Annotated in this window: 15 protein-coding genes; 9 read left to right on the top strand and 6 right to left on the bottom strand. The window is 71.5% G+C overall.

Features of this window, described 5'->3' with window-relative positions; genetic code table 11:
• Positions 1–47 precede the first annotated feature (47 nt).
• Positions 48–1,472 (top strand): NADP-dependent phosphogluconate dehydrogenase, encoded by a 1,425-nt coding sequence (gene gndA / locus FXF68_RS18610; protein WP_148760957.1) that lies wholly within the window; start codon positions 48–50, stop codon positions 1,470–1,472.
• Between the two features lie 67 nt (positions 1,473–1,539).
• On the opposite strand, the gene FXF68_RS42435 is transcribed toward gndA, so the two are convergent.
• The gene (locus FXF68_RS42435) at positions 1,540–1,716 is read right to left on the bottom strand and encodes a hypothetical protein (RefSeq protein WP_187438010.1); all 177 of its coding nucleotides are present in this window, start codon (positions 1,714–1,716) and stop codon (positions 1,540–1,542) included.
• Between the two features lie 140 nt (positions 1,717–1,856).
• On the opposite strand from FXF68_RS42435, the gene FXF68_RS18605 reads away from it, so the two are divergent.
• The 6 genes from FXF68_RS18605 to FXF68_RS42430 all read left to right on the top strand — a co-directional run bounded on the left by FXF68_RS18605 (position 1,857) and on the right by FXF68_RS42430 (position 11,738).
• The gene (locus tag FXF68_RS18605) at positions 1,857–5,999 is read left to right on the top strand and encodes a wHTH domain-containing protein (RefSeq protein WP_148760955.1); all 4,143 of its coding nucleotides are present in this window, start codon (positions 1,857–1,859) and stop codon (positions 5,997–5,999) included.
• A 10-nt stretch (positions 6,000–6,009) separates the two neighbouring features.
• Entirely contained in the window at positions 6,010–6,600 is a 591-nt protein-coding gene (locus FXF68_RS18600) for an HD domain-containing protein (RefSeq protein WP_148760953.1), read from the top strand.
• A gap of 292 nt (positions 6,601–6,892) precedes the next feature.
• Positions 6,893–9,400 carry a DEAD/DEAH box helicase gene (locus FXF68_RS18595; RefSeq protein WP_148760951.1) on the top strand — a complete coding sequence of 836 codons (2,508 nt, stop codon included), beginning with the start codon at positions 6,893–6,895 and terminating at the stop codon, positions 9,398–9,400.
• A gap of 17 nt (positions 9,401–9,417) precedes the next feature.
• The gene (locus FXF68_RS18590) at positions 9,418–10,218 is read left to right on the top strand and encodes a carbon-nitrogen hydrolase family protein (protein WP_148762302.1); all 801 of its coding nucleotides are present in this window, start codon (positions 9,418–9,420) and stop codon (positions 10,216–10,218) included.
• Between the two features lie 75 nt (positions 10,219–10,293).
• Entirely contained in the window at positions 10,294–11,136 is an 843-nt protein-coding gene (locus FXF68_RS18585) for an LLM class flavin-dependent oxidoreductase (protein ID WP_148760949.1), read from the top strand.
• 92 nt (positions 11,137–11,228) lie between these two features.
• Positions 11,229–11,738 (top strand): hypothetical protein, encoded by a 510-nt coding sequence (locus FXF68_RS42430; RefSeq protein ID WP_187438009.1) that lies wholly within the window; start codon positions 11,229–11,231, stop codon positions 11,736–11,738.
• A 10-nt stretch (positions 11,739–11,748) separates the two neighbouring features.
• On the opposite strand, the gene FXF68_RS18575 is transcribed toward FXF68_RS42430, so the two are convergent.
• Genes FXF68_RS18575 through FXF68_RS18560 form a run of 4 tightly spaced genes read right to left on the bottom strand, consistent with a single transcriptional unit; the run spans position 11,749 to position 14,960 of the window.
• Positions 11,749–12,297, bottom strand: coding sequence for a Clp protease N-terminal domain-containing protein (locus FXF68_RS18575; RefSeq protein ID WP_148760945.1), 549 nt, complete (start codon positions 12,295–12,297; stop codon positions 11,749–11,751).
• Positions 12,298–12,301: 4 nt separating this feature from the next.
• Positions 12,302–12,538: a helix-turn-helix domain-containing protein gene (locus tag FXF68_RS18570; RefSeq protein ID WP_148353329.1), complete on the bottom strand. Its 237-nt coding sequence runs from the start codon at positions 12,536–12,538 to the stop codon at positions 12,302–12,304.
• A gap of 59 nt (positions 12,539–12,597) precedes the next feature.
• Complete coding sequence (locus tag FXF68_RS18565; protein WP_148760944.1) at positions 12,598–13,617, bottom strand: CNNM domain-containing protein; 1,020 nt, start codon at positions 13,615–13,617, stop codon at positions 12,598–12,600.
• Entirely contained in the window at positions 13,614–14,960 is a 1,347-nt protein-coding gene (locus FXF68_RS18560; RefSeq protein WP_148760942.1) for a hemolysin family protein, read from the bottom strand. Before FXF68_RS18560 ends, FXF68_RS18565 begins: the two co-directional genes overlap by 4 nt.
• 201 nt (positions 14,961–15,161) lie before the next feature.
• On the opposite strand from FXF68_RS18560, the gene FXF68_RS18555 reads away from it, so the two are divergent.
• Both FXF68_RS18555 and FXF68_RS18550 read left to right on the top strand, forming a co-directional pair.
• Positions 15,162–16,121, top strand: coding sequence for an MBL fold metallo-hydrolase (locus FXF68_RS18555; protein ID WP_148760940.1), 960 nt, complete (start codon positions 15,162–15,164; stop codon positions 16,119–16,121).
• A gap of 95 nt (positions 16,122–16,216) precedes the next feature.
• Positions 16,217–17,221: a hypothetical protein gene (locus FXF68_RS18550; protein ID WP_148760938.1), complete on the top strand. Its 1,005-nt coding sequence runs from the start codon at positions 16,217–16,219 to the stop codon at positions 17,219–17,221.
• Positions 17,222–17,231: 10 nt separating this feature from the next.
• On the opposite strand, the gene FXF68_RS18545 is transcribed toward FXF68_RS18550, so the two are convergent.
• The gene (locus tag FXF68_RS18545; RefSeq protein WP_148760936.1) at positions 17,232–19,073 is read right to left on the bottom strand and encodes a CASTOR/POLLUX-related putative ion channel; all 1,842 of its coding nucleotides are present in this window, start codon (positions 19,071–19,073) and stop codon (positions 17,232–17,234) included.
• Between the last annotated feature and the right edge of the window lie 263 nt (positions 19,074–19,336).

Raw genomic sequence — 19,336 nt, 5'->3', positions numbered from 1 at the left:
TGCGTACAACCCCTTGATCAGGGTGGCATACGAGGAGGACCGAGCCAATGGAAATGGCGCGTATCGGGGTCACGGGCCTCGCCGTGATGGGGCGGAACCTGGCCCGCAACCTGGCTCGGCACGGGCACTCCGTGGCCCTGCACAACCGCACTTCCGCGAGGACGAAGGCGCTGGTGGAGGAGTTCGGCGGCGAGGGAACTTTCATACCCGCCGACACGCCGGAGGCGTTCGTCGCCGCGCTGGAGCGGCCCCGCCGTTTGGTGATCATGGTGAAGGCGGGCGGCCCGACCGACGCCGTGATCGACGAGTTCGCGCCGCTGCTGGACCCCGGCGACATGATCGTGGACGGCGGCAACGCCAACTTCACCGACACCCGCCGCCGGGAGGCAGCGCTGCGCGAGCGCGGCATCCACTTCGTCGGCACCGGCATCTCCGGCGGCGAGGAGGGCGCGCTGCACGGCCCGAGCATCATGCCGGGCGGGTCCGCCGAGTCCTACACCGCGCTCGGCCCCCTCCTGGAGGACATCGCCGCCAAGGTCGACGGGACGCCCTGCTGCACCCACGTAGGCCCGGACGGCGCCGGGCACTTCGTGAAGATGGTGCACAACGGCATCGAGTACGCCGACATGCAGCTGATCGCCGAGTCGTACGACCTGCTCCGGCACGCCGCCGGGCTCGCGCCCGCCGAGATCGCCGAGGTGTTCCGGACGTGGAACACCGGCCGCCTGGAGTCGTACCTGATCGAGATCACCGCCGAGGTCCTCGCGCACACCGACGTCGCCACCGGACGCCCCTTCGTGGACGTCGTCCTCGACCAGGCCGAGCAGAAGGGGACCGGTCGCTGGACCGTCCAGACCGCGCTCGACCTGGGCGTTCCGGTGAGCGGCATCGCGGAGGCGGTGTTCGCGCGGTCTGTCTCGGGGCACGCGGGTCTGCGCGAGGCCGCCCAGAACCTCCCGGGTCCGGCACGCGGCCCCGTCGCGGGCTCCGGCCTCGCGGACGCGGTGGAGAAGGCGCTCTACGCCTCCAAGATCGTCGCGTACGCGCAGGGCTTCCACCAGATCCAGGCGGGCAGCGCCGAGTACGGCTGGGACATCGACCTCGGCGCGATGGCCGCGATCTGGCGCGGCGGCTGCATCATCCGCGCCCGCTTCCTGGACCGCATCCGCGCCGCCTACCAGGCCGACCCGGAGACGCCCACCCTGCTCACCGACGCCCACTTCACCGAGGCGCTCGGCGACGCCCAGGACGCCTGGCGCGAGGTCGTCGGCACGGCCGCACGGCTCGGCATCCCGGTGCCCGGCTTCTCCACGGCCCTGGCCTATTACGACTCGCTCCGCGCCGACCGCCTCCCAGCGGCCCTCACCCAGGCCCAACGCGACTACTTCGGCGCCCACACGTACCGGCGTGTCGACCGCGACGGCTCGTTCCACACCCTCTGGGGCGGCGACCGCACCGAAGTGACCGGCTGACGGCTCCGGGCGTCCGGCGCCGCTCCGCCCGGACGCCCGGAAACCGCCACGACGTCGGCGTATCGCGTCACGGTTCGTCGTCGGGGTCACGCTCGACGCCCGCGATCGGGTTGCCTTCACGGGTGCCGCCCTCGGCGTCCGACTCGTAGCCCTCCTCAGCGCTGTCGGTGCCGGGGACGACGCGCTCATGCGGCTGGTCCTCCAGACCTGAACTGGCTCCGGGTTCTTCGTCCTTCTTGCTCATGCCGTTCCCCTTCCCAGTCTGTGCGTTCCAGCGGGTTGTTGCCGAGCAGCCCGTCCCTAACCGGCCGTCGCGTGATTCGGGTGGTGGGTCGCTCTACGGGCGGTGTAGATACGTTTCGGGGGCGGCGACGGGAGGCGGACGTGGCGGGCGGGCACCGGATCGATCGCACGGCATGGCCGGAGGACGGGCCGTACCGGCGGCTGCTGGAACTCCTCGACGGCGTCCACCGGGACAACGGCGGGAAGAGCCTCCGTGAAATCGCCGCCGCCATGAACCTGGCCTCGGCGTCACGGGTCAACGACCTTCTCCGCGGACGGCGACGGCCGGTCGACGACCAGCAGGTGTTCTTACTGGTCCGGGCGTTAGGCGGGGGAGAGGACGACGTACGCGCGGCCGTCGGACTGTACGGCCAGGTGCCTGTCGCGAAAACGGTCACGCCGTCTCCGTGGGCTGATCACGTCTCCGAGCACATCGCCTGGGAACTGGTCGACGCACAGCGCGACGCCTCCGCCTTCCGGGACGCGACCATCGAAATCGCCGAACGCCTGGGACGGCTGAGCGGCACGGCCGAAGCGGTATTGGACGACGACCCCTGGCTCGATGCCGAACTGGCCGTCCGTTTCGCCAAACGGACGGATTGGCTGCTGCGCACCCCGCTCGCGGATTTCCTGCGCGACCTCTCCCCGGCCGAGGCCGCGCTCCTGGTGCTGGTTCCGCTGCTGCACCACACCCATATGGTCAAGACGCTCGCCGGACTTCGCGACATCGGCCCGCTCGACCTCAGCGTGGAGGGCGGCGAGGAAGCGCGGCGCGACTACGAGACCTTTCTTGCAGGGCAGCGCGAACTGGTCGACCGCGCGCATGCCCGGACCTTGCCGGACCGCGCCCCGGCCACCACGGAGATCGGCTGGTGGCTGTTCCATCGCTGGGTAGCGCGGTTTCCGCAGGCTTACGTCCTGGGCGCGGTGCACGAACTGCTCAGCGGCATCGAGATCGCCGACCACCGCATGCGGGACGAGGTGCTCGACGCGAAGACCGTCCAACGATTCCTGGCCGCGCTGCGCCTTGACCTCTCCGAACTCGGCGACACCGAGCGGAAGAACGCGCCGCAGTTCGAGACCGTCCTGTTCGCCGGGGAACCGCATGAGCAGCGTGTGCGGGAACTGCTGATCGGACAGGTCCTCACGGTCGCCTACGCGCTGACGCTCGACCTCGTCCGCCTCCCGGACATCGTGGTGCGGCACCTCGGCATCCCGCATCCGGTGGAGCTGGGCGAGCTTGAGAAAACGGCGTCGTCCCGGGCGAAATGGGTGCTCCAGTCGGACTGCCTCGTCCTGCGCGCCGACTGCCATCACGCCGCCGAACTCGAAGGGCTGCGCCAATACGCGAACCAGGTCGACGCCCTTCTGCACACCATCCGGCAGGGGTGCGGCGACCATTCCACAATGCAGGTCCTCACGCGGCTGCCGTCCCGCGCGTCCGCCGACGACGTCCGGCCCGGAACCGACGAAGAGGGCCGCCTACTCTTTCAGCGCGTCAGCCGGTTCCGCCTGAACGAGCGCCGCGTCCAAGACCTGCTGATGGGCGAGCAGCTCTACCAGGATCGCGGCCTCGCCATTCGCGAGCTGTACCAGAACGCGTTGGACGCATGCCGCTACCGCCGGGCCCGCCATGCCTACCGAAGCCGAGGCGACTGGCTGGACGAGTGGGAAGGCCGCATCCACTTCACCCAGGGCGTGGACGAGAACGGCCGTGCCTACCTCGAATGCCGGGACAACGGCATCGGGATGACGGAGTCCGTCCTCACGGAGGTCTTCTCGCAGGCCGGTGCCCGCTTCACCGACACCACCGAGTTCCTGGTCGAGTCGGCCGACTGGAAGAAGGCCGACCCACCCATCCCGTTCCACGCCAACAGCCGTTTCGGCATCGGCGTCCTCAGCTACTTCATGATCGCCGACGAGATCGAGGTCGTCACCCGGCCCCTGGACCGGGGCCACCGCCCGCATCCGACATTGAAGGTGTCGATCTTCGGTCCCGGCCATCTGTTCCGCATAGAGCACGTGCCGGGCGATCGTTCTCCAGGCACATCCGTGAAGCTCTACCTGCGCGATGGCGAGGAGTCCCCGTCCTGCGTCGAGGAACTCCGCCGCCTCCTCGGCATCGCCGAATTCCACACGGTGGCCGAGCACGGGACCGCACGCGAAACTTGGAAGCCCGGCGTTCTGAAGCCCCGCGTGAGGCCGTCTTGGGAGTTCGACGGGCTCGACGTCCACGGCGAACTCGTGCCGTGGACGGGCGCGGGGGGCAGCCACGTCGTCTGGTGCGAGAAGGGCGGGGGACTCCTGGTCGACGGAATCCTCGTGAAGCCGACCCTCGCCCGGGGGGTCTTCGCGGGCCCCGGCGGGGGGAGCCTGCGCGGCGCCGTCGTCAATCTCGCCGGTCGATACGCGCCCGAGCGACTGTCCGTCGACCGCAGGAGCGTCCTTTCCGACGTATCCGGGGAGGCCGAGGAACTGCTGAGGTCGGCGGCGGCCGAGCTGGTTTCAGCGGGACACCGCCTGCTCAACGTGCGCTGGTTGAGCGCCGTCGTCCAGGAGAACCCGCGACTGGCCGACCTCGTCAGTGAGGCGGCCGCCGAATCCGGGGCGTCCATCGCCATGAGGACGGGCAAATTGGACGCCGCGAGCGTCGGGTTCTTTCTGCAGGATTCCCATCTCGTCCTGGACGGCGACATCCCCGCCACGCCGGAGCCGCGCGAGTTCCAGTTCGATGGGCTGTGGGGACGAAACTTCGACGGGGACGTTCCCGATCATGTGCTCCTTTGGCGCATGGCCGCCCATCGGTTGCGGCCGCGGCTGGCCGAACTGGGATTGGGCGACCTCGGAGCCGTGCGTCGCGCGAGACCGTCCGACGCCCTGCTATTCGCGAACGGACCCTCCACAGGCCTGGTGGAGCTAGGCGGAAGACTGATGTGGGATGGGGAGGAGGTGCGGTCGTTTCCAGGCCACGTGGTCGAGACGGCCATGCTCACCGGCGCCTCGCCGAGAGAGGTCGCGCGCCGTGCGGTGGACTTGGGCGTCCATGAGATCGACCCGGACCGGTTCCCGGACCACGGCGACGACTCCAGCCTGGATCTGGCATTGCTCAGCTTCGACGGAGACGGCGGCTCTGCTTGGTGGAGGAGGACGCAGACCGTTCCCATCGGTCATCTCGTGGCGGTGGCCCTCCAGCACGGCGTCAGTGTGGCGGAATTGCGACGGCGTCTCGACCACTACGGATTCCCCGTGCGACCGAGATTCGATCCGCCCCTCCCGCTTCAGCCGACGGACCTCCAACTGCTGTACTGGGTGAGCGAAAGCCCTATCGAGGACGGCTCTTCGATCCCGGCGAGCCATCTGATCAAATGCGCCGTCCTGCTGGGTGTCTCTGTTCCCGACGTCTCCGCGAGACTGATCGACTACGGCTTCCGTGTGGACACCCTCGCATTGCCTGATTTCCCGACCCGTAAGGATTGGGAATTGTTTCGCTGGAGGCTTGGTCCGGAGGAGCGTGACCATTTCGACGCGACCGCGCCGTTGGCGCCGGCACATTTGCTCAACGCGGCCGTCGAGCTCGATCTCCCAATGTCGGAGGTTGCCGCGCGGCTTGCGGGCTACGGCGTTCCGCTGCCTGCGGTCTATCCAGTCCGTAGGGCCCTGGGTGATCTGAAGCTGCTCAGCCGTCGCGGCGATGGCGGGATGCCCTGGCGCTCGGCCGGGGAGGACGTTCCGCTGCACTTCGTGCATATTCTGAGCGCCGAAATGGAAATAGAGCCGTCCGAATTGGTCGGCCGCCTACGCGAATACGGCTTCGGTGTGCCGACGTCCGAGGAGCTGAAACTAGCGGATCATCCTAGTTTCGCCATTCTTTCGAGTTTTCTTCGCAATTCGTTGAAACGGGCGGCCGATGCCCGGCTTTTGCCTGCACACGTGGTGAGGTTCTCAGAAGAACTCGAAATCGGGGTGCAGGAGGCTGTGGACTGGCTCGCGGCCTGCGGGTTCTCTGTTCCCGACGGCGTCCTGGAATCTGAAGTCACCAAAGACGCTGGCCTGCTGAAAAATTGTGGCAGGTTGTGGCCGGCCGCGAATGACCACCCACTCCCGCTGCAACGGGTGATCCGGGTGGCGCACAAACTCGACATGAGCGTCCGGGACGCTGCGGAGAGGTTGAGATGGCTGGGGGTGAATTGCCTGCCGCTGGACGAGATGGTCGCGCAAGCGCTGCGCAGGCTGCCCAGAGCGTAGGCTGCCGCAGGTGTGGATTCCGGGGGACGGCGAGGTCCAGGCCTTGCATGAGCGGTATGCGCCGAGCCCGCAGGCGTTCGATCTCGTCTGGACGCACTGCGTCATCGTGTGCCGGATCGCCGAGCAGGTCGTCGACGGGCTGAATGTGAACAAAGACCTCGTCCGGGCCGGGTGCCTGTTGCACGACATCGGTGTCTACCGCCTGTACGACATCACCGGCGAGCTTGACCACAAGCGGTACGTCCGGCATGGCGTCCTGGGGCACGAACTCCTGAGCGACGAAGGGTTTCCCGAGGAGATCTGCCGGTTCTGCTCCCATCACACCGGGATGGGCCTCACCGCCGACGACATCGAGAGTCAGCGTCTTCCGCTCCCCAAGGGCGACTACGTGGCCGAGTCCGACGAAGAGCGGATCGTCATGTACGCGGACAAGTTCCACAGCAAGACCGTCCCGCCGAGGTTCGTGTCGGCTGACTCGTTCGCCCTGCATGTGAGGCGGTACGGCGAGGACAAGGTCACTGCCTTCCAAACCATGCGCGAGACGTTCGGGGAGCCCGATCTCGCGCCCCTCGCAGCCGAGTACGGCCACGCCCTGGTGTGACCCGAAGCGTGCGCCCGCGTACCGCCTCCCACCGCGAACCACCAGGTCAACTGCACCTTCCGCGGAGCGCACACCACGCGTCACGCAAGCGCACATCCACCGGCCGTGCGTCCGGCGCACGGTGCTCTCGTCAGCACGACGACGGGAGCAGGGATCATGCAGACGATCGTGGAGTTGGCGCCGGTGATCGGCGGGGTGCTGAACGTGGTGGCGGCCGCTGTCGGGGCCGTCACCGCGCTCACCGTGAGGAGGCGGTGACGCGGCAGTGCGCGAACGGGGGCAGGATGGAGGGGTGAGCCTTATCGATGAGCTTCCCACTGGAAACGACGCCGACGCCGATTCGCTGTTCGAGGCGTTCGAACGGTGGGTGTCGGGACGCGGGATCACGTTGTATCCCGCACAGGAGGAAGCACTCATCGAGGTCGTATCCGGGGCGAACGTGATCCTGTCCACGCCGACCGGGTCGGGCAAGAGCCTGGTGGCGGCGGGCGCGCTGTTCGCGGCGCTGGGCCATGACAAGGTCGGCTTCTACACCGCGCCGATCAAGGCGCTGGTGTCGGAGAAGTTCTTCGACCTTTGCGAGATGTTCGGGCGCGACAACGTCGGCATGATGACCGGCGACGCCAGCGTCAACGCGGACGCGCCCATCGTGTGCTGCACCGCCGAGGTGCTCGCCAACATCGCGCTCAGGGACGGCGCCGACGCCGACATCGGCGTGGTCGTCATGGACGAGTTCCACTTCTACGCCGAGCCCGAGCGCGGCTGGGCGTGGCAGATCCCGCTGCTCGAACTGCCGCAGACGCAGTTCCTGCTGATGTCGGCCACGCTCGGCGACGTCTCGTTCTTCCAGAAGGACCTGACGCGGCGGACGGGACGCCAGACCGCGCTGGTCACGTCGGCGGAGCGGCCCGTCCCGCTGATCTACGACTACCGGGTGACGCCGCTGCACGAGACGATCGAGGAGTTGCTCGCCGAGCAGAAGGCGCCGATCTACCTGGTGCACTTCACGCAGGCGGCGGCGATCGAGCGGGCGCAGTCGCTGATGAGCGTCAACGTGTGCACCAAGGCGGAGAAGGCGCGGATCGCGGAGCTGATCGGGAGCTTCCGGTTCACGACGAAGTTCGGGCGGAACCTGTCGCGGTTCGTCCGGCACGGGATCGGGGTGCACCACGCGGGGATGCTGCCGAAGTACCGGCGCCTCGTGGAGCGGCTCGCGCAGGCCGGGCTGCTCAAGGTCATCTGCGGCACGGACACCCTCGGAGTCGGCGTCAACGTCCCCATCCGCACGGTCGTGTTCACCGCGCTGAGCAAGTACGACGGGCACCGGGTGCGGCGGCTGCGCGCCCGCGAGTTCCACCAGATCGCCGGACGCGCCGGACGCGCCGGGTTCGACACGGTCGGTTTCGTCGTCGCGCAGGCCCCCGAGCACGTCGTCGAGAACCAGAAAGCACTGGCTCGGGCGGGCGACGACCCGAAGAAGCGCCGGAAGGTGCAGCGGAAGAAGCCGCCGGAGGGGTTCGTCGGCTGGGACGAGGACGTCTTCGCGAAGCTGCAGAAGGCCGAGCCGGAGATGCTGAGGTCCCGGTTCCAGGTCAGCCACGCGATGCTGCTGTCGGTGATCGCGCGTCCGGGCAACGCGTTCCAGGCGATGAAGCGGCTGCTGACCGACAACCACGAGGAGCCGGCCGCGCGGCGCCGGCACATCTCCCGGGCGATCGCGATCTACCGGTCGCTGCTCTCCGCCGGGGTGGTGGAGGTGCTGGCCGAGCCCGACGAGCTGGGCCGGTACGCGCGGATCACCGTCGACCTCCAGGAGGACTTCGCGCTCAACCAGGCGCTGTCGACGTTCGCGCTGGCGGCGTTCGAGATCCTCGACCCGGCGTCGCCGTCGTACGCGCTGGACGTCCTGTCGGTGATCGAGGCGACCCTGGAGGACCCGCGGCAGATCCTCGCGGCGCAGGTCAACAAGGCGCGGGGCGAGGCCGTCCAGGAGATGAAGGCGGAGGGCATCGAGTACGAGGAGCGGATGGAACTGCTCCAGGAGGTCGACCACCCGAAGCCGCTGGAGGAGGAACTCGACGCCGCGTACGGGATCTACCGGGCGGGCCATCCGTGGGTCGGCGACCATCCGCTGCGCCCGAAGTCGGTGGTGCGCGACATGTTCGAGCGCGCGATGACGTTCACCGAGTACATCTCGTTCTACGAGCTGGCGCGGGCGGAGGGGCTCGTCCTGCGGTACCTGTCGGGCGCGTACAAGGCGCTGCAGCAGACCGTCCCGGAGTCGATCAAGACGGACGACCTGATCGACCTGATCGAGTGGCTGGGCGAGCTGGTCCGGCAGGTCGACTCCAGCCTCCTGGACGAGTGGGAGCAGCTCGCGAACCCCACCGACGAGGAACTGGACGAGCCGATCCAGGAGCGGGTCACGAAGGTGACGGCGAACGCGCGGGCGTTCCGGGTGCTGGTGCGCAACGCGATGTTCCGCCGCGTGGAGCTGGCGGCGCTGGAGAAGTACGCGGAGCTCGGCGACCTCGACCCGGACTTCGGCGCGGCCGGGTGGGCGGACGCCATGGACGGGTACTTCGCCGAGCATGACGAGCTGCTCACCGGACCCGACGCGCGCGGCCCGAAGCTCCTCCAGATCGAGGAGGTCCCCGAGGACGCGCTGTGGCGGGTCCGGCAGGTGTTCGACGACCCCGAGGGCCACCACGACTGGGGGATCAGCGCCGAGGTCGACCTCGCGGGCTCGGACCAGGAGGGCGAGGCGGTCGTCCGCGTGACCGCCGTCGACCGGCTCTGACACAGGGAGGCATGCGCATGGTGCAGGTCGCGGTGGCGCAGTTCGCGCCGGGCGTGAACAAGGACGAGAACCTCGCGACGATCGGCAAGCTCGCGGGCGAGGCGGCCGGACGGGGCGCGGCGGTCGTCGTGTTGCCCGAGTTCGCCATGTTCACCGCGCCGAAACTCGACCGGCGGTTCCTGGACTCGGCCGAGCCGCTCGACGGCCCGTTCACCACCGGGCTCGCGGAGCTGGCGACCCGGCTCGGCGTCCACCTCGTCGCGGGCGTCAACGAGCGGTTGGACGACCCCGACCGCATCTCCAACACGCTCCTCGCCATCGGCCCCGGCGGAGATGTCGTCGCCGAGTACCGCAAGCTCCACCTGTACGACGCGTTCGGGTACACGGAGTCGGAGGTGGTCCGCCCCGGCGAGATCGGGGAGCCGGAGACGTTCGCGGTCGAGGGCGTCACGTTCGGCATGCAGACCTGCTACGACGTCCGGTTCCCGGAGGTGACGCGGCGGATCGTGGACGCCGGCGCCGACGTCCTCGCGCTGCCCGCCGACTGGGTGCCGGGCCCGCTGAAGGAGGACCACTGGCGGACGCTCGTCCGGGCCCGCGCGATCGAGAACACCGTCTACGTCGCCGCCGCCGGGCAGTGCGCCCCGACCGGCGCCGGGAACAGCATGGTCGTCGACCCGATGGGCGTGGTGGCGGCCGGGCTGGGCGACGGGACGGGCGTGGCGTCCGCCGAGGTGTCGCCCGAGCGGATCGCGGCCGTCCGGAAGACGAACCCTGCCCTGAGCCTCCGCCGCTTCACCGTCGCGCCCACCCGCTGAGGGGCTTCCTTGACATTTGAGTGAGCCCTCACTCAAATGGAGCCGGAGCATCCGACGGCGACGGAGGGCACGGCCATGGGGGATCGACGGTTCCGGTTCGCGGTGATGGCGTGGGGCGCGCGGGACGGCGCCGCGTGGACGGCGCAGGCGCGGCGCGCGGAGGAGCTCGGCTACTCGACGCTGCTGACGCCCGACACGTCCGGCTCGGTGATGCCCGCGGCGGCGCTCGCCGCGGCGGCGGGCGCGACGACGACGCTGCGCCTCGGCACGTTCGTGCTGTCCGCGGCGACCCGTCCGCCGAACGTGATCGCCTGGGAGGCCGCCTCGATGGCGTTCGCCACCGGCGACCGGTTCGAGCTCGGGATCGGCGCGGGACGTCCCGGCGGTGAGCGGGACGCGGAGCTGTTCGGCGTCCCCCACGGCTCGCCCGCCGAGCGGCTCGCCCGCGTGGAGCAGGTGATCGACACGGTCGCGCACCCCCCGGAGGGCCTCTACGCCGGGACGGGACTGCCGCCGCGCGTGCTCGTCGCCGGGTCCCGTCCCCGGATGCTGGGGCTCGCCGCGCGGCGGGCGGACACCGTCGCGTTCGGCGTCCCGCCGCTCACCGACGACGCGCGGCTGCGCGGGCTGGTCGACATCGTCCGCGAGGCGGCGGGGGAGCGGTTCGACGACCTGGAACTCTGCACCCAGGTCCATGTCGTCGGCGACGACGTCCCGGAGCGGATGGCGCGGCAGATGGGGGTGGACTCGGCGGATCTGGCGTCGGCGAAGGCGATCGCGATGCTTTCCGGGACGCCGCGGGAGATGGCCGACACGCTCGCCCGGCGGCGCGACGAACTGGGCGTGTCGTACGTGTCCGTCTCGTCGGCGTTCATGGAGGAGTTCGCGCCCGTGGTGGAGTTGCTCACCGGACGCTGAGAGGCGTGGCGGGTCGCCCGGGAGGTATCGAGGCGGCAACGGTCGCGGCGTTTCTGCGTGTCCGCTCGGATGCGGAGCGTGACCATCGGTGGGTGCGTCTTTCGTCGAAGGTTCCGCCCGCCGGGTACACCCGGGCCGGGCCGAGGCCGCCGCGCCGCCGTCCACCGCTCCGGACGGCCGTGGCGGCGGCGGTCGCGGCCGTCCTGGGCGCGGGGCTGCTCGCCGCCGTGCTCGTCACCGTGCACGGGGCGGCGGGCCGCCCGGCTCCCGTCCGTCCCGCCGCGCCGGACGCGGTCACACCGTCGTCGGCCCCGGCGCCGCCGCCCGCCCCGAAGGGCGGCGAGGTGGAACCGGGACGCGCTAGCGTCAAGCCGAAACCAACGGAGTCCGCGAAACCGCGCCGTACCCGGGCGGCTCCGCCGCGGAAGCGTCGCGCCGTCCACCGGCGGCCGCGCTCGCGGCCCTCGAAGCGGCCGAAGGCCAGGCCGCGGCCGGGCGTGCCGCCGTGGGTGCGGTCCGAGTGCGCCCGCCGCTTCCCGGACGACCCGCGCCGCCGGGCCGCCTGCGTCGCCGTCCTCGGCGGCCGGTTCGGCGGACGATGAGCGGTCCCGGTCAGGCGGCCTTCGACCGTGTCAGCCGCTCGGCCTCGGCGCGGAGCGCGGGGAGGTCGACGCCGGCCTCGGCCGCGAGCCGCGCCGACAGGGACTTCTCGTCCTGGAGGAGGCCGAGCAGGAGGTGGCCCGCGCGGATGTCCCCCGACTTGAGCCGGATCGACTGCCGCAGGCTCAACTCCAGGGCCTTCTTCGCCTGCGGCGTGAACGGGATGTGGCCCTTGCGGACGGGCCTGCGCGTGCCCGGCGGGGCGTCCAGGGCGCCTTCGCCGAACGTCCGCTCCGTCGCCTCCCGGACGGCGTCGAGGTCGATGCCCAGCGTGCTCAGCGCCTCGGGGTCGAGCGGGTCGCCCGCCCCGTGGACGAGGCGTTCTCGCACGCCGTCGGCGGTCAGCCCATGCGAGGCGGCGGCCCGCGCCTCCGGGCCGTCCGAGGCGAGCAGGGAGAGCAGCAGGTGCTCGGTGCCGATGTGGTGGTGCCGCAGCCGCCGGGCCTCCTCCTGCGCCCCGACGACGATCTCCCGCGCGTCGGCGGTGAAGCGCTCGAACATCCCGCTAGTCCTCCTTCTTCAGAATGCGGCGCCTGCCGCCGCCGTGCTTCTTGTGGACGGCCTGCCTGCTCACCCCGAGGCACACCGCGATCTCCTGCCAGGACCAGCCCTGCTCGCGGGCGCTCGCGACCTGCAGCGCCTCCAGGCGCTCGGACAGCTCGCGCAGCGCCCGGACGGCCCGCAGCCCCACCGCGGGGTCCCGGCTGCTCGCCTCCTGGGCGAGCGTCACTCCATCGCTCATGCCTGTCAATGTAGGTTGACATTCACCCTGGTGTCAACCCACGTTGACGCACGCGGCGCTCAGCGGACGGCGATCAGGGTCGTCAGGAGATCGTCGAGGTTGACGAGACCGGCGGCACGCCCGTCCGGGGTGACGGCGAGGCCGAGGTGGCTGTGGTGGCGCTTCAGGATCGCGACCGCCTCGCCGACCGGCGTCCCGATCGGCATCGCGGGAACCGGGTGCGCCAGCTCGTCCGCCGGAGTCTCCTGGCCCCGCGCGCGGGCCAGGTAGGCGTCCCGGACGTGCACCATCCGCGCCGCGCCGGACCGGCCGGCGCCGCGCAGCACGATCCGCAGGCTGCCGGTCTCGACGGAGGCGTCGATCACCTCCTGCGGGGTCGCCGCCGCGGGCACCGACACCACGTCCGAGACCGGGACGACGAGGTCGGCGAGCGGGGCGCGCGGCGCGTCCAGCGCGGCGGTGAGCAGGGTCAGCTCGGTGTCGCCGATCAGCCCGAGGCGCCGCGAGTCCTGCGCGATGCTGCGCAGCTGCTCCGGCGTCCGCGACACCTCCCGCGCGTTCACCGGCTCGACGCGGACGAGCCGCAGCAGCAGGTTCGTCGTCCCGTTCAGCGCGGCGAGCAGCGGCCGGACGACGGTCGCGAACCCGCGGAACGGCAGCCCGAGCACCGCCGCCGACCGCTCCGGGTCGGTGATCGCCACCGACTTCGGCGCCATCTCGCCGACGACCATGTGCAGGAACGTCACGAGCGCCAGCGCGATGACGAACGCCACCGCGTGCGCCGCGCCGGACGGCAGCCCCACCGCGTGGAACGGCGGGAGGAGCGTCTCCGCGAACACCGGCTCGGACACGAGCCCGAGACCGAGCGAGCACATCGTGATGCCGAGCTGCGCACCGGCGAGCGTGAGCGACAGCTCGTCGATCCCGGCGACCGCCGCGGCGGCGGCCCGACCGCCCCGCGCGGCGGCCCGTTCCAGCCGCGGCCGCCGGGCCGCGACCAGCGCGAACTCGGTGGCGACGAAGAAGCCGTTCGCGGCGAGCAGCGCGAGCGTGACGGGCGCGCCGAGAGCCAGGTTCACCGGTCCACCTCCTGGTCCTCCGCGGCCTGCACGACGGTGCGGACACGGATCAGCCCCGGCACGTGCCGCCGGACGGTCAGCACCTCGATCACGGCGGTGCGGGCGGGCTCGTCCAGCCGGTCCGGCGGGAGGTCGATCGTCACGATGTCGCCCCGCCGCGCGACCCGGCCGAGCCGCTTCAGCAGCAGGCCCGCGACGGTCTCGTAGTCGCCCTCGGGGAGCCCGATGCCCGTCTCGTGGGCGACCTCGTCCATCCGGAGGCCCGCGTCGGTCGTCCACCACTCGCCGGTGCGGATCGCGACGTCCTCGTCCGGCTCGTTCTCGTCGGCGATCTCACCGACCAGCTCCTCGGAGACGTCCTCCCAGGTCACGATGCCGGCGAAGCCGCCGTACTCGTCCACCACGCAGGCGAACGGCGCGCCGGCGCCCTGCAGCCGCAGGACGACGTCCGGCAGCGGCAGCGAGGACGGCAGCAGCAGCGGCTCCCGCGCGATCGCGCGGACCTCGGTGCGCTCCGCCTCGTCCGGGGCGAGCCGGATCAGCTCCGCGAGGCCGACGACGCCGACGAGGTCGTCGACGCTGTCGCCGACGACCGGGTACCGGGAGTGCCCGCTCGCCGAGATCACGTCGTCCAGCTCGGCGGCGCGGGCGGACGCGGGCACGGTCACCACGTCCACGCGCGGGATCATCACCTCCTCGGCGTCCAGCTCGGCGAACACGAGGGCGCGCTCCAGCAGGTCGGCGTGGCCCGCCTGGAGCTTCTCGCCGGACTCGCCGATGATGTGCCCGAGCTCCTCCAGCGTCGCGCCGTGGTGCAGCTCCTCGACCGGCTCGATGCCGACCGCGCGGACGAGCCGGTTCGCCGCCGCGTCGAACAGCCTGATCAGCGGGCCCGCCACCGTCAGGTACGCGAGCGTGGACGCGGCCAGCGCCCGCGCCATCGGCTCCGCCTTCGCGAGCGCCAGGTTCTTCGGGAACAGCTCGCCCAGCACCATCTGCAGGACGGTCGCGAACCCGAACCCGAGCGCCACCGCGAGCCCGCCGGACAGCGCCGCCGGGACCCCGGCCGCGTCCAGCGCCGGGCCGATCAGGTCGCCCAGCGCGGGCTTCGCGATGAACCCGACGACCAGGGCGGTGACCGTGATGCCGAGCTGCGCCCCGGACAGCATGAACGACAGCCGGCCCATCACCCGCACCGCCCGCGCGGCGGCCCGGTCGCCCTCCGCCGCGCGGGCGTCGAGCACCGGACGGTCCGCCGTGACGAACGCGAACTCCTGCGCCACGAAGTAGCCCGTCGCGGCGGTCAGCACGAGGACGGCCAGCAGCCCCAGCCCCGCGATCACCCTGCGCTCCCTTCGTCCCCGGCCGAGTTTGTTCCCGGTCGATTTCGTCTCCGGTCGACCCGTCTCCGGTCGATGTGCGAGATCTACCTACCCGTCATGCGTCCCTCTCCCATCGGAAGATCAATACGGTTATCTACCGCTCTGCGTGGAATGAACCATGAACGAGCAGAGGCCGCGGCCACCGGATGCGAGGGGGCGCCCATGCCCAAGCCGTTCGCGTCGTCCGCAGATCTGGGCGACAAGACCCCGACCCTGGAGATCCTGGCCGACGGCGTGTACGCGCTCACCGCCGAGGGCGACCCGAACATCGGCGCCGTCGAGGGCGAGGACTTCCTCGTCTGCTTCGAGGCGCTCGCCACGCCCGCCGCCGCCCGGGACTGGCTCACGGTGCTGCGGGCGCACACCGACAAGCCGATCCGGTACCTCGTCCTGTCGCACTACCACGCCGTCCGGACGCTCGGCGCCGGCGCGTTCAACGCGCCCGTCATCATCGCCCACGACCGCACCCGCGCGCTGATCGCCGAGCGCGGCAAGCAGGACTGGGAGTCCGAGCTCGGCCGGATGCCCCGGCTGTTCAAGGACCCGGACGGCATCCCCGGCCTTACCTGGCCGAGCGTGACGTTCTCCAGCACGCTCACCATCGACCTCGGCGGCGACCGCGGCGACCTCGACCTCGCCTACTGCGGACGCGGCCACACCGAGGGCGACATCGTCGCCTGGCTGCCCCGGCACCGCATCCTGTTCGCCGGAGACCTCGTAGAGACGCAGGCCGCCCTCTACACCGGGGACGCCTTCCACCGCGAATGGGCGACGGGCACGCTCGACCACGTCGCCTCGTTCGGCGCGGACACGCTCGTCGGCGGGCGCGGCGCCGTCGCGCACGGCCGGGACGAGGCGGCCGCCGCCGTCGCGCAGACCCGCGACTTCCTGGACACGATGATCCGCGAGACCGGCCGCGTCAGGGACGCGGGCGGCACGCTCAAGGATGCCTTCGAGGCCGTCCACGCCGCGCTCGCGCCCGCCTACGGCCGCTGGCCGATCTTCGAGCACTGCCTGCCGTTCGACGTGTCCCGCCTCTGGGACGAGATGGACGGCGTCGAACGTCCCCGGATCTGGACGGCCGACCGCGACCGCGAGGTCTGGGCCGCGCTACAGGACTGACCCGGCGATGGGCCCGCGGCAGCGTCCGATGTCCGGATCCCGTGACATTCGTGGAGCCGGGCGGCCCGCCTGCCTAGGGTCGGTGGGGAGTGCCCATGAATGAGGAGATCCGCCCCCGTCCGGTGTTCGACCCCGGCGTGCCCGGCGACGACCGCGCCGTCCTCGCCGCCGCGCCGGAGCGGCTCGTCCCGGCCTGCCGGCCCGCGCCGCCCCCGCCGCGGCTCCGCCCCGCCACGGTCGTCGCGCGGCTGCTGTGGATACCGGCGTTCGCGTTCTTCTACGGCGTGCTGCCCGGCGGGTGGCTGCGGCTGTTCCTGCTCGCCTCGCTCGACGGGGACGACCTCGTCGGCGGCGCCGCGCGGTGGGGGAGGGCGCCCGTCGTCGCGATGATGGTCACGCCCGCCCTGCAGATCCTCCTGCTGCTCCTCGGGCAGGACGAGGCGGCCTTCCTGCTCGCCGCCGCGAGCTTCAGCGGGTGGACGATCGGCGCGCTGCGGTACGTCCGCGAGCCCGCCGCCGCCCGCGCCGCGCGCGAGCACCACGGGTCCTACCTCCTGCCGGGCGACTTCGACGGGCCCGCGGCGCGGCTGCTCGTCCGGGCGCAGCGGGCCGTCGACGCCGTCCTCGGGTCGCGGTCGCACGGCGCCGGGCTGCTGGACGACGTCAACAACACCGTCGTCCTGCCGAGGCAGGAATGGGAGATCGCGTGCGCGCTCGCCGAGCACACCCGGCTGCGCCGCGAACGCCTCGCGCAGCAGCCCGAGCGGCTGTCCCCGCGCGTGCGCGCCCTGCTCGAACCGCAGGACCGGGCGCTCGCGGCGTCCGTCCGGTCCGTCACCGGGCGGATCGAGGCGCTGGAGGCGTACGCGCGGCGGGCGGGGGAGGCCGACGACGCCTACCACGAGTCGTGCGTCCTGCAAGGGCTGCCGGAGCAGAACGCCCGCTACCGCGACCTGCTCGCCAGCACGGTCGGGGACGAGATGGCGGGCGCGGAGATCCGCGGGATGGCCGACGACGCGCGCCACGCCGAGCGGGCGCTGCGCGACCGCGTCACGAGCGCCCTGCGCGCGGGCCACGACCTCACCCTCCCCGGCGAGTGACGCGCCGCGGTCAGTTCTCAGCGAGCACGATCACCCGGTCGTCGGCGGACAGCGTCAGCGGGGCCGTCTTGTCCGGGTTCAGGACGACGCCGTAGCCGGGCGGCTCGTGGAACCGCGCGGTCAGCCGGTACCCGAGCGCGACCTCCCCGCGCCGCCGCGCCGACTCGATCAGCGTCGCGAAGTCGGCCTCGGCGCCCGGCGCGAGGTAGTCGCAGGCGGGCTTGAGGTAGATCTCGGACCCGGCCGGGTCGAGCAGGTCGGCGAACACGTCGTACAGGTGCCGGTTCTCGCTCAGCTGGGTGAGCATCAGACTGATCAGCTTCTCGCTGACGACGAAGTCGTCGGCCTTGGTGACCTGCGCTATCTCCCGGTTCGCGTCGTCGTTGATCTCGCTCACGATCGCGAACGGGTCGGGGGACGACGGGTCGCCGAGGGCGTCCTCCATGTCGCGCAGGTGCAGCAGCGTGACCAGGGTGCGGGCGTCGGCGTGCTCCCGGTCGTAGCCCTCCTCGGACAGGACGATCACGCGCTGGTAGGAGCCGACGTCCAGGGATTCCAGGGACGGACGCTCGGTCGGCTCGGCGCGGGTGAAGCCGAGCTTGAGGTTCGCGGGCGGGCGCAGGCCGCCGGTCGGGTCCTCGCGCGGCGCGGCGACGACGAGGGCGGAGCCGGGCGCGAGGAACTCGTCCAGCAGCTCGATGATCTTCGGGGCGCGGTGGTTCCAGCCGAGCATCAGGGTCCGCTCGGGCACCGGCGGCCGGACGGTCGCCGTCGTGATCGCCGACTCCCTGACGGGCGGCGCGGGCGTCGCGGCGAGCCGGATCAGCAGGTCGTCCTCGGCCAGGACGATGACCTCGTCGTCCGCCCGGATCACCGTGTCCATCGGCGGGTTCAGCAGGACCGTCCCGTCGGCGCGGCGCAGCCCGGACGGGACGCCCAGCTCGTACGCCGACAGCGACTCGCCGAACGTCGACCCGGTCAGCGCGGGCTCGGCGCGCATGTAGAACTCGTGGCCCGCGAAGTCGAGCAGGTCGGTGCACACCTGCGACAGCCCCGACTGCCGGTGCGACTGGACGATCAGCCGGATCGCCACGTCGTCGGCGTCGATCACGTGCGCGGACGGCCCGCCCGCGAGCCGCGCCGCCGGCAGGTTCGCCGAGTCGTGCACGGCCGCGACCACGTGCGGGCGGGTCCGGCCCCACGTCCGGGCGCCGAGCGACAGGAGCACCTTGATGACGCGCGTGTCGGCGTCGTCCGCCTCCGGCGTGACGATCATGATGGAGCGGGCGGTGCCGGGGGAGACGAGCTCCACGTCCGCGACCTTCAGCGGGTCGCCGGTGCGGCACACGATGCGGGTGCGGCCGAGGTCGCCGACGCGGGCGCGGATCGCGTCCTCCATCTCGACCTTGTCGCGGTCGGCGAGGATCGCCACGCACGAGCGGCGCTTGCTCTGGTTCGCCTCCACCAGCTCGGCGACCACCGTGAACACCTGCTCCGACCAGCCGAGCAGCACGGTGTGCCCGTGCTCGACGATCCGCGACCGGCCCTTGCGCAGCTCGCTGATCTTGGCTTCCAGGCCGGTGGTGAGGACGCCGATCAGCGAGCTGACGATGAAGATCCCGCCGATCGTGGACACCAGCATCAGCGCGAGGAACGGTCCTGTGCCGCTGTCGCCGCCCATCGTCCCCGGGTCGAGCGTGCGGAGCAGGCTGCGCCACACCATGCCGGGCCAGTGCCCGTTCTCGTCGCTGTCGCGCGGCGCGACGAGCACCGCCGCCGTCGCCACCACGAGCACGAGCCCCGCCGACGCGAGGGCGAGCCAGCCGATCAGCGCCGGCGTCCCCTTGGACATCGTGGTGTCGAACCAGTAACGGACACGGTCCCGTCGCGTCGCGCCTCTCAAGCCGGTCTGCCCCCTCGGCCGTTCCCCTGCGGCGAGCCTATTGTGTTGTCTCGCACCATTCCCGGCATTCTCCCCCTTCTGGAGCGGTTCGGCGCCACCGCCGGTTCGCGGCGCGGTCCCGGCGCGGGGAATGCGGTACCGAAAAGGTGATTTGCCCGATGCGCACGTAAGGGGCCGGGGTGCGGAGAAAATTCCCCACCCCGGCCCCTGCG

Source organism: Actinomadura decatromicini (genome assembly GCF_008121305.1).
Lineage (GTDB): Bacteria > Actinomycetota > Actinomycetes > Streptosporangiales > Streptosporangiaceae > Spirillospora > Spirillospora syzygii.
This window is presented reverse-complemented; position numbering and strand designations above follow the sequence as displayed.